The sequence below is a fragment of the Rhodococcus sp. YH1 genome (assembly GCF_009939605.1).
In the GTDB taxonomy this organism is placed as follows: Bacteria; Actinomycetota; Actinomycetes; order Mycobacteriales; family Mycobacteriaceae; genus Rhodococcus; species Rhodococcus aetherivorans.
This window is the reverse complement of the sequence record NZ_WVTE01000270.1, coordinates 18,254-29,101: the sequence shown is the minus strand read 5'-3', so window position 1 is coordinate 29,101 and position 10,848 is coordinate 18,254. Positions and strand designations below refer to the sequence as shown.

The 10,848-nt window shown below is 71.8% G+C and carries 8 protein-coding genes and 2 pseudogenes; 8 read left to right on the top strand and 2 right to left on the bottom strand.

All coding sequences use genetic code 11. The features are described from left to right. Both AIIKEEIJ_RS27835 and fahA read left to right on the top strand, forming a co-directional pair. Positions 1–478: pseudogene (locus AIIKEEIJ_RS27835) on the top strand (hypothetical protein); the annotation flags it as partial. Then, a complete protein-coding gene (gene fahA / locus AIIKEEIJ_RS27830; RefSeq protein WP_006939815.1) occupies positions 475–1,662 on the top strand; it encodes a fumarylacetoacetase in 1,188 nt (395 codons plus the stop codon). The pseudogene AIIKEEIJ_RS27835 and the gene fahA, both read left to right, overlap by 4 nt. Before the next feature lie 86 nt (positions 1,663–1,748). Here fahA and AIIKEEIJ_RS27825 read toward each other — a convergent pair whose 3' ends face one another. Further along, a complete protein-coding gene (locus AIIKEEIJ_RS27825) occupies positions 1,749–2,474 on the bottom strand; it encodes an MOSC domain-containing protein (protein WP_161997008.1) in 726 nt (241 codons plus the stop codon). An 84-nt stretch (positions 2,475–2,558) separates the two neighbouring features. Between AIIKEEIJ_RS27825 and AIIKEEIJ_RS27820 the strand changes: the two genes are divergently transcribed. From AIIKEEIJ_RS27820 to AIIKEEIJ_RS27800, 5 genes and pseudogenes are all read left to right on the top strand, one after another. Then, positions 2,559–3,533, top strand: a complete 975-nt coding sequence (locus AIIKEEIJ_RS27820) for an LLM class F420-dependent oxidoreductase (protein WP_006939812.1) — start codon at positions 2,559–2,561, stop codon at positions 3,531–3,533. A 201-nt stretch (positions 3,534–3,734) separates the two neighbouring features. After that, on the top strand, positions 3,735–4,622 hold the full coding sequence (locus tag AIIKEEIJ_RS27815) for an alpha/beta fold hydrolase (protein ID WP_161997011.1): 888 nt from the start codon (positions 3,735–3,737) through the stop codon (positions 4,620–4,622). Positions 4,623–4,632: 10 nt separating this feature from the next. Continuing rightward, positions 4,633–5,433 carry an enoyl-CoA hydratase gene (locus AIIKEEIJ_RS27810; RefSeq protein WP_050035992.1) on the top strand — a complete coding sequence of 267 codons (801 nt, stop codon included), beginning with the start codon at positions 4,633–4,635 and terminating at the stop codon, positions 5,431–5,433. Positions 5,434–5,489: 56 nt separating this feature from the next. Beyond that, positions 5,490–7,007 carry an acyl-CoA synthetase gene (locus AIIKEEIJ_RS27805; RefSeq protein ID WP_006939808.1) on the top strand — a complete coding sequence of 506 codons (1,518 nt, stop codon included), beginning with the start codon at positions 5,490–5,492 and terminating at the stop codon, positions 7,005–7,007. A 77-nt stretch (positions 7,008–7,084) separates the two neighbouring features. Beyond that, positions 7,085–8,158 (top strand): annotated as a pseudogene (locus tag AIIKEEIJ_RS27800) (acyl-CoA dehydrogenase family protein); the annotation flags it as partial. 12 nt (positions 8,159–8,170) lie between these two features. Here AIIKEEIJ_RS27800 and rfbD read toward each other — a convergent pair. Next, complete coding sequence (gene rfbD / locus AIIKEEIJ_RS27795) at positions 8,171–9,031, bottom strand: dTDP-4-dehydrorhamnose reductase (RefSeq protein ID WP_338021026.1); 861 nt, start codon at positions 9,029–9,031, stop codon at positions 8,171–8,173. Positions 9,032–9,302: 271 nt separating this feature from the next. Between rfbD and AIIKEEIJ_RS27790 the strand changes: the two genes are divergently transcribed. Next, on the top strand, positions 9,303–10,838 hold the full coding sequence (locus tag AIIKEEIJ_RS27790) for an LCP family glycopolymer transferase (protein WP_161997007.1): 1,536 nt from the start codon (positions 9,303–9,305) through the stop codon (positions 10,836–10,838). The last annotated feature ends 10 nt before the right edge of the window (positions 10,839–10,848 follow it).

The following is a 10,848-nucleotide window of genomic DNA, read 5'->3' as shown; positions in this document are numbered from 1 at the left end:
CGACGAGCGCCGCGCCGAGATCCTCCAGGGACTCGTGGGGTCGCGTTACGCGGCGAAGTTCCGCACGGGCGGGGTCGTCGCGGAGGCGTACCCCGACGAACGGGAACTCGCCGACGCGCTCTCGACCGTGGTCCGCACGAAGGTCCCGTTCAAGGCCACGGCGGGCCTGCACCACGCGGTCCGCAACACCGACCCGCACACCGGATTCGAACAGCACGGATTCCTCAACGTGCTCGCCGCCGTCGACGCCGTGCTCGACGGTGCGGACACCGCGGCCGTCGCGGCGGTGCTCGCCGACCGGGACGGCGCCGGCCTCGCCGCCCGACTGCGCGACCTGTCGCCTGCTCGAATCGAAGAGCTGCGCAACAGCTTCCGCTCGTTCGGCACCTGCAGCATTGCGGAGCCGCTCGCCGATCTCGTCGAGGTCGGCCTGGCCCCGTCGACGATGTCCCCGATCACCGAAGGATCCCTTGCATGACCGTCATCGACATTCCGGAAGGTTCGCTCTTCGGCGCGAACAACCTGCCCTACGGTGTGTTCTCCACGGCCGGAACGGAGCCCCGCGTCGGTGTGCGCGTCGGTGACTCCGTCCTCGACCTCTCCGTCGTGTTCGACGACCCCGCCTTCGCCGAGCCCACCCTCAACGCCTTCATGGCGCAGGGCCGCGCCCGCTGGGACGAGGTTCGCGCCGCGCTGCAGAGCCTGGTCACCGGGGACGTGCCCGCCGAGGCCGTGCACGCGGTCGCGGACGTCGAACTGCACCTGCCGATCGAGGTCGCCGACTACGTCGATTTCTACGCGTCGGAGAACCACGCGTCGAACCTCGGACGGCTGTTCCGGCCCGACAACCCGTCGCCGCTGATGCCGAACTGGAAGCACCTGCCGGTCGGCTACCACGGCCGGTCGAGCACCGTCGTCGTTTCCGGCGTGGACATCGTGCGCCCGTGTGGCCAGCGCAAGGGCCCCAACGATCCGGCGCCCGTCTTCGGTCCGTCGATCCGTCTCGACATCGAGGCCGAGATGGGCTTCGTCGTCGGTGTCGGCTCGCCGATGGGATCGTCGATCACCCCGGACGAGTTCGCCGACCACTGCTTCGGGGCCGTCATCCTCAACGACTGGTCGGCCCGTGACATCCAGGCGTGGGAGTACGTGCCGCTCGGCCCGAACCTCGGCAAGTCCTTCGCGACCTCGATCTCCCCGTGGGTCGTGCCGCTGGCCGCACTCGAGGCCGCCCGCGTCGACACCCCGGTGCAGGACCCGGAGCCGCTGCCGTACCTGAAGGGCACCGAGAAGTGGGGCCTGGACATCGATCTCGAGGTCGAATGGAACGGCCACGTCGTCTCGCGTCCGCCGTACGCCCAGATGTACTGGTCGCCGGCGCAAATGCTCGCGCACACGTCCGTCAACGGTGCCGCCACCCGCACCGGCGACCTGTTCGGATCCGGCACCATCTCCGGGCCGGAGAAGGACCAGCGCGGCGCGTTCATCGAACTCACCTGGGGCGGTAAGGAACCGGTTCAGGTCGGCGACGAGACCCGCACCTTCCTCGAGGACGGCGACGAGATCGCGATTTCCGCGACCGCGCCGGGTCCGGACGGCACCCGCATCGGCTTCGGCGAGGTCCGCACCCGCATCCTGCCCGCGAAGGACGCCGGCCGCTGAGCCGACTCTCCCCGGATCCGCGCGCCGGTTCGACAGCGGCGCGGTGCATTCCGCGCGTCGACGTCCGGTCGGCGCGCGGATCCGTTTCAGCGGACGATCAGCGAATCACCCACGGCCAGAACGCCGTCCGATGCCACGTCGGCGTAGATGCCGATGTAGGGGGCGGGCTTGCCGCCCGCCCGGTTCGGGACGCGGTTGCGGTCGGTGACGGTGCGCAGCATGTCGCGCCGGGCCGGCACCTCCTGGTGCGGCAGCGTCACCATCACACACCGCGCCGTGCGCTGCGTCGGCACGAGCGCGACGGAACCGGCCTCGACACGCCGGCCCAGCCAGTCGTCCTCGACGAATCCGGTGTCGCCGGTCGAGACCACGAGGTTGGGCCGGAAGCGGCGCAGCGCGACACCGGCCGTGTCGCCCGTGCCGAGCGCCTCCACGGCGGCCGTCGTGAGCAGGTGCAACGGCGCCTCGTCGTAGGTGCGGGGGCGGGCCTCCAGGGTCAACGCACGCCCGGTCAGCTCGGACAGCAGCCCGGGGGTGCGCGGGTCGTCGCCGCGGGTGCACCGGCCGTCGGGCAGCGTGATCTCGAGGACGGACGGATCCGACGGGTCGGCGTCGTCGAGCAGGCGGGCACGGCACTCGAGCAGCCGCGACCAGGCCCGCACCTTCTTCGCTGACGCGACGGTGCCGGTCTCGGCGTCGATCACCGCCCACATGTGGTCGCCGCGCAGCCCGTCGGACTCGATCGCCGCCGACTGCAGTTGCTCGCCGCCGAACGACTTGACCGGGTAACGCCAGAGCTGAGAGACCTGCACAACGGCCCAGCATACGGACCGGTGTGTCCTTCGGGCGGTCGTGGCAGCCCGAAGGACGCACCGGCGCAGCCTAAGGTGTGGCGTATGAGCGATGATGCGACGCCGCGCCGTTGGGGCCTGACTATCCCTCTCGACGGCATTTCCCTGCCGGATCAGCGAAACCTGATCGCCGAACTGCCCGACCTCGGCTACACCGACGTGTGGTCGTCCGAGAGCAGCGTGGCCGACGCCTTCACGCCCCTGGCGCTGGCGAGCGTGTGGGCACCGACGCTGCGCCTGGGCACCGCGATCGTCCCGGTGTTCACGCGCGGCCCGGCCACCCTGGCGATCTCCGCGGCCACTCTCGCCGCCGCCGCCCCGGGCCGCTTCGTCCTCGGCGTCGGAACCTCGTCCAACGTGATCGTCGAGAAGTGGAACAGCACCCCGTTCGAGGAGCCGTTCAAGCGGGCCCGCGACACGCTGCAGTTCCTGCGCGCCGCGCTCGCCGGTGAGAAGGTCACCCACAAGTACGACACGTTCGAGGTCAGCGGGTTCCGGGCCGGCCTCGTCCCCGATCCCGCCCCGCCCCTGCTGCTCGCCGCCCTGCGGCCCGGCATGCTGCGCCTCGCCGGACGCGAGGCCGACGGTGCGATCGTCAACTGGCTCTCGGCCGACGACGTGCGCACCGTCGCGCCGTACGTGCACGAGGGTGGAGCGGGCAAGGAGATCGTCGCCCGCATCTTCGTGCTGCCCGGCTTCGACGCCGAGACCGCCCGCAGCATCGGCCGTCGCATGATCGCCGCCTACATGAACGTCCCCGTCTACCGCGCCTTCCACGAATTCCTGGGCCGCAGCGAGGATTTCGAGGGCATGTGGCGGTTGTGGGGGGAGGGGGAGCGGTCGGCGGCCCTCGCCGCGATCCCGGATCACGTGGTGGACCAGCTGGTCGTGCACGGGCCGCCGGAGGCGTGCCGGGAGCACATCGAACGGTACGTCGAGGCGGGTGTGACCACCCCCGTGATCGCGATGACCACCGCGGGCGATCCTACGGAGATGATCCGGGCCCTCGCCCCACGCTGAGTGCCGGATCCGCGCCGGGCGGTCGACCGCGAATCGAGCGCGCCACTGTCCGGGAACCGTGCGGCAGTTCCGTGCCGATCGGTTCGGCGCCGAGCGTCGTCACGATTCGGTCGCGGCGGTAACGTCCCCGTCGGGCACCGACGACATTCCGGGCAGATCGACCGCTGGGAGGCCGCGATGCCTGGACCGGATCTGCGTCGGGTGACCGTCGCCGCCGACGACGGCCTGCCCCTGTCGGTGCGGGTGCACGGACCCGCCGACGCGCCCGTCACGGTCGTGCTGGTGCACGGGCACTGCCTGCGCACCGACAGCTGGTCGGCGGTGCGCGAGCGCCTTGCCGGGCAGGCCGGCGCGGCGATCCGAATCGTTGCCTACGACCAGCGCGGTCACGGCCGGTCGGGGGTCGGCGCGCCCGAGACGTACACCATCGAGCAGCTCGCCCACGACCTCGACGCCGTGCTGCGCACCGTCGTGCCCCGCGGGCCCGTGGTGCTGGCGGGGCACTCGATGGGCGGGATGGTGGCGATGGCCTACGCACGGCTGTACCCGGAGGCGATCGGCAGCCGCGTCGTCGCCGCCGCGCTCGTCGCGACCGCGGCGAGCGGCCTGGCCGACCTGGGGCTCGGCCGCTACCTGCGGCACCCGGCGGTATCCGTGCTGCACCGCGCGGTGCGACGGGCGCCGCGGGTGATGCAGGGATCGATGCGCGTCGGCGGGCGGATGTGCGCGCCGGTGGTCCGTCGCGGCACCACGGATTCGTGGGCGCGTTCGCTGGCGACGACCCTGACGAACGAGACGTCGATCGTGACGCTCTCGCGTTTCCTGGCGGCGTTCGCGGTGCTGGACGAGTCGGCGGCGCTGGCCGTGCTCGCGGCGATCCCGGTCCTGGTGGTCGGCGGGTCGGCCGACGAGCTGACCCCGTTCGCGCATTCGCGGGCCATCGCCGCGCGGCTGCCGGCCGCCGAACTGGTGCGGGTCGACGGCGCGGGGCACTCGCTCATCGTCGAGCGCGCCGACGAGGTGGCGGCCGCGCTGCTGCGACTGCTCACCCACGTTCGGGGGGTGGCCACCCCCGTCGGGGTCGTGTAGGCAGGAGCACATGACCGACACGCGCACCGACCAGCCCGCCGCCGTTCTCATCGCCGTCGACGAGGCCTCCGGCATCGGCCTGCTCACCCTGAACCGTCCCGATCAGCGAAACCCGTTGTCCGCGGCGGCGATGCGCGAGGTCACGATGGGACTGCGCGCGCTGTCCGCGGAGTCCGCGACCCGGGTGATCGTGATCCGCGCCGAGGGGCCGGTGTTCTCCGCCGGTCACGACCTGCGCGAGATGATCGGCCGCACCCTCGAGGACGAGCGGGTCATCTTCGACACCTGCACCGAGATGATGCAGACCGTGCAGTCGGTGCCGCAGCCGGTGATCGCGTCGGTGCAGGGTGCGGCCGTCGCGGCCGGGTGCCAGCTGGTGGCGTCGTGCGACCTGGCGGTCGCGTCGTCGGACGCGGTGTTCGGCACCCCGGGGGTGAAGATCGGCCTGTTCTGCTCCACGCCGATGGTCGCGCTCAGCCGCGCGGTGGGGCGCAAGCGGGCCATGCAGATGCTGCTCACGGGCGAAACCATCGATGCGGAGACGGCCGCGGACTGGGGGCTGGTCAACTTCGTCGTCGACCCGGCGGCGCTGGAAACCGAGACCGCCGCGCTGGCCGCGAAGATCGTCTCGGCGTCGCCGGCGACGGTGCGGATCGGCAAGGAGGCCTTCTACCGGCAGATCGAGCTGCCGCAGGAACAGGCCTACGAGGCGATGGCCGAGACCATGGCGACCAACGCGATGATCTGCGACGCGCAGGAGGGCATGACCGCGTTCGTGGAGAAGCGCCGTCCCGTATGGCAGGGCCGCTAGGCTTATCGAGCGTTAAGTCTGGACCATTGGTTGGACGTCCTATAACGTGTCCGATCATGAGCTCAGACCCGCGCGCGAACACCGTCGACGGCGTGCTGCACCGCAGCGCCGCCCGCTTCCCCCACCGCACCGCCCTGCGGTTCGGCGACCGCACCCTCACCTACCGTGAACTCGACGACGCGGTCACCCGGGCGGCCGCCCGGCTGCGCGCGCTGGGCCTGGACCAGGGCGATCGCGTCGCCGCGTACGGCACCAACTCCGACGCCTACGTCGTCGGGTACCTCGCCGTCGCCCGGGCCGGCCTGGTACACGTGCCGATCAACTACGCGCTGCGCGGCGAGGAACTGAGCTACCTGCTCGGTCAGTCCGGGGCGCGTGCCGTCCTCGTCGACCCCGCCCTGGCCGGCAACCTCGAGCAGGTGCTCGCCGACGTCCCGGCCGAACACGTCCTGCCGCTACGCGACGCCGACGACTCGCTGCTCACCGCCGCGTGCGCGGGCGAGGTTCCGGAACTCGACGTGACCGTCTCCGACGCCGACCTCGTGCAGTTGCTCTACACCTCCGGCACCACGTCGAAGCCCAAGGGCGCCATGATGCCCCACCGGGCGCTGGTGCACGAGTACACCTCGTCGATCGTCGCGCTGGACCTGACTGCGGACGACAATCCGCTGGTCTGCATGCCGCTCTACCACTCGGCCGGCATGCACGTGTTCATGATGCCGTACCTGGCCGTCGGTGCCACGATCACGCTGCTGCCCGCCCCCGACATCCCGGAGATCCTCCGGCTCGTCGAGTCCGAGCGCATCGGCTCGCTGTTCCTCGCCCCCACGGTGTGGGTGCCGCTGGCGAACCACCCCGACCTCGAGACCCGCGATCTGTCGTCGCTGCGCAAGGCCCAGTACGGCGCGTCGATCATGCCCGTCACCGTGCTGAACCGGCTCCGCGGGCGCTACCCCGACCTGGGGTTCTACAACTGCTTCGGTCAATCCGAGATCGGTCCGCTGGCAACGGTTCTGCGCCCGGAGGAGCACGAGGACCGGCCGTCGTCGTGCGGGAGGGCGGTGCTGTTCGTCGAGACCCGCGTCGTCGACGCCGACGGCAACGACGTGCCCGACGGTGAGTCCGGCGAGGTGCTGTACCGGTCGCCGCAGCTGTGCCTGGGCTACTGGGACAACCCGGAGGCCACCGCGGAAGCGTTCCGCGACGGCTGGTTCCACTCCGGCGACCTCGTCACGCGCGACGCCGAGGGCTACATCACCGTTGTCGACCGCATCAAGGACGTCATCAACACCGGCGGCATCCTCGTCGCCTCCCGCGAGGTGGAGGACGCGCTCTACACCCACGAGGCCGTCGCCGAGGTGGCGGTCATCGGCACGCCCGACGAGAAGTGGATCGAGGCCGTCACCGCCGTCGTCGTGCTGCGCGACGGCGCGGATGTCGACGAGCGCGAGCTGATCGACCACGTCAAGCAGCGGCTCGCGCCGTTCAAGGTGCCGAAGCTCGTCCGGTTCGTGGACACGTTGCCGCGCAACCAGAGTGGCAAGCTGCTCAAGCGCGAGCTGCGCACCACGTGACCGAATGTCACATGAGTTCGATCGAAGTGGAGCGGTGTGACATTCGGTCACACGCGACGGAAGGCTGAAGGACACCGATGGTCAAGAAGCACGTGCCGTCCTGGCACGACGACGAGGTACAGGCGGTCTCCGAACTCGCCCGTGACTTCTTCGAGCGCGAGGTGATGGCCCGCGCCGAGAAGTGGGACGCGCAGCGGCGCATCGATCGCGACGTGTGGCTCGCCGCAGGCAAGCTCGGGCTGCTGCTGTGCTCGGTGCCGGAGGAGTACGGCGGCGGGGGCGGCACCTTCGCCCACGATCTGGCCGTCTTCGAGGCGCAGGGCTACTCGGGTGACCTCGCACTGGGCATCTCGGTGCACAGCGGCATCGTCGCCCACTACATCCTCGAGTACGGCAGCGAGGAGCAGAAGCGGACCTGGTTGCCCGGCATGGCCACCGGTGAGATCCTCGGCGCGATCGGCATGACCGAGCCGGGCGCCGGCTCGGACCTCAAGGCCATCAAGACCACCGCGATCCGCGACGGCGACACGTACGTGGTCAACGGCTCGAAGACCTTCATCACCAACGGCTCGTCGGCCGACGTCATCGTGCTCGCCGTCAAGACCGACCCCAAGGCCGGTGCCAAGGGCGTGTCCCTGCTCATCGTCGACCTGCGCGACTGCCCCGGCTTCGCGGTCGGGCGGGTGCTGGACAAGGTCGGCCAGCACGGCGCCGACACCTCCGAGCTGTCGTTCACCGACGTGCGGGTGCCGGTGGCGAACCTGCTCGGCGGGAGCGAGGGGCAGGGCTTCGCGCAGCTGATGGCGCAGCTGGTGCAGGAGCGGCTGATCATCGGCGCGCAGGCGGCCGGCGCGATGGAGCGCGCGGTCGAGGAGACCGTCCGCTACACGAAGGAGCGGCAGGCGTTCGGGCACAGCCTGTTCGAGTTCCAGAACACCGCGTTCGAGCTGGCGGAGTGCCGGACCATCGCCCGGACGTGCCAGGTGTTCCTGGATCACTGCATCGAGCAGCACCTGAAGGGCGAGCTCGACGACGCGGACGCCGCGATGGTCAAGTACTGGCTGACCGACAGGCAGTGCGAGGTGATCGACCGCTGCGTGCAGCTGCACGGCGGCTACGGCTACATGCGCGAGTACCTGATCGCGCGGATGTGTCCCGCCGAATCACGCCCTGGCCCGCAGGGCGCCGATCGCGGCGTGCAGCGCGGGCCGCCACGGCCGGAGCGGCGTCAGCCCGGCCGCGGCCCACGCGCTGCCGTCGAGGACGGAGTACGCCGGGCGGGGCGCGGGCCGCACGAACTCGTCGCTGCCGCAGGCCTGCACGCGGCCCGGGTCGGCGCCCGCCTCGGCGAACACCGCACGGGCGAGGTCGAACCAGCTGGCCTGCCCGGAGTTCGTCGCGTGCAGGACCCCGCCGGGCACCGCACCGGCGCGGGTGGCGAGTTCGAGGAGGCCGTCGGCGAGATCGGCGGCGTAGGTGGGGCAGCCGACCTGATCGTCGACGACGCGCACGGTGTCGCGTTCGCGTTCGAGCCGCAGCATCGTCGCGACGAAGTCGTTGCCCTCGCCGGTGTAGAGCCACGCGGTGCGCACCACGTGGGCGGTCGGCAACCGGTCGAGCACCGCGCGCTCCCCCGCGAGCTTGGTCCGGCCGTAGACGGTCCGGGGCCCGGTCGGATCGCCGACCCGGTACGGGCGGTCCCCGTCGCCGGCGAACACGTAGTCGGTGGACACGTGGATCAGGTGCGCTCCGGCGGCGGCGCACGCGGCGGCCAGATGGGCCGGTCCCCACTCGTTGACCGCGGCAGCGTCCTCCACATGGGTCTCGGCCGCGTCGACGGCGGTGTAGGCGGCGCAGTTGAGCACGACGGCGCCCGGTTCGACGAGCGCGGCGACGGCATCCGGATCGGTGATGTCCGCCTCCTCCGCGCCGACGCCCCGGATCGGGAGGCCGGCCGCGGCGCCGCGGGTGAGCAGGTGACGGCCCAGCTGTCCGCGGGCTCCGGTGACGAGAACGGTCTGCACGGGCACGAGTCTGGCACGCCGGGGCGGCTGTCACCCGGTAGCCGGCACGGCTGTCACCCGGTAGCCGGCGCGGCTGTCACCCGGTAGCCGGCGCGGCTGTCACCCGGTAGCCGGCACGGCTGTCACCCGGTAGCCGGCACGGGCTGTCACCCGGTAGCCGGCGCGGCTGTCACCCGGTACGAGCCGGGCACGCCGCGGCGGGTGCCACAAGGGCCGCGGTCTCGGCAGTAGCCTGGGTGCGACCGCCGACGCCCGACGAGAGGACCGCCAGGTGCCGCCAGAGCCGCCCACACGCCGAGTGCCGGCGCGCGACGCGGGGGGAGGATCGGGGGTATTCCGCGGCCGCCCGCTGCGGATCGCCGTCAGCGTCGCCGCGGCGCTCACCCTGGTCGTCACCGGCGTCGCATGGCGCGGCATCGATTCGCTGCGCTCGTCGCTCGCCACGGTGGGCGGGCTCACCCTGGGCGACGGCCGGGACGGCGCCCTCGACATCCTCCTGGTGGGCACCGACAGCCGCACCGACGCGCACGGCAATCCGCTGTCCCAGCGCGAACTCGACGCGCTGCGGGCCGGCGAGGAAGTGGCCAACAACACCGACACGATCATCCTGGTCCGGGTGCCGCTCGACGGCACCTCGGCCACCGCCATCTCCATCCCGCGCGACACCTACGTCGAGGTGCCCGACATCGGGATGTCGAAGATCAACGCCGCGTTCGGCGCCACCAAGGAGACCGAGCGGCTGCGGCTCGTCGAGGCCGGCGAGTCCGATGCGGCCGCCGAGAAGGCGGCCACGCAGGCGGGCCGGGAGGCACTGGTCGAGTCGGTCGCCGACCTGACCGGCGTCACCGTCGACCACTACGCCGAGGTCGGCCTGCTCGGGTTCGTGCTGCTCACCGATGCCGTCGGCGGCGTCGACGTGTGCCTGAACAACCCCGTCGACGAGCCGCTGTCCGGGGCGAACTTCCCCGCCGGCGAGCAGACCCTCGACGGCGCGGACGCCCTGAGCTTCGTCCGGCAGCGCCACGACCTGCCGCGCGGCGACCTGGACCGAATCGTGCGCCAGCAGGTGTTCATGGCCTCACTCGTACAGAAGGTGCTCAGCGCGAAGACGCTGAGCAACCCGTCCAAGCTGAACCAGCTCAGCGCGGCCGTGCAGAGGTCGGTGGTCCTGGACTCCGACTGGGACATCCTCGACCTGGCGACCCGGATGCAGGACCTCGCCGGCGGCGCCGTGCAGTTCTCCACGATCCCCGTCCAGGACCTCAACGCGATGACCGACTACGGCGAATCGGTGGTGCAGGTGGATCCGGAGGAGGTGCGCCGCCTCGTCGCCGACCTCGTCGATCCCGGCTCCGGCGACGACGGGTCGCAGCCGACGACGAGCGCGGCACCGGAGGTCGATGCCGGCACGATCACGGTGGACGTCGCCAACGCCGGTGGTGTCGGCGGCCTGGCCTCCCGCGTCGCGGCCGTGCTCGTCGGCGACGGCTTCGTCGAGGGCGGCGTCGGCAACCACACCGGCCGCGCGGTGGACGAGTCGACGGTCTTCGCCGCCGACCCCGAGTCCGACCAGGCGCGTGCCGTCGCGGAGGCGCTCGGCGGCCTGGCCACCGCCGCCGACCCGTCGCTCGACGCCGACACGGTGCGGGTGGTGCTCACCGCGGACTACGCGGGGCCGGGCACGGATGCGAACGTCACCTCCGTGGCCTCCGGATCGGATCTCGTGAGCGCCGGGGCCACCCCGACGTCCGTCCCGGCCGCCCCGCCGATCGACGCCGGCTCCGCCGGCCCCCGCTGCGTGAACTGAGGAACGAGGA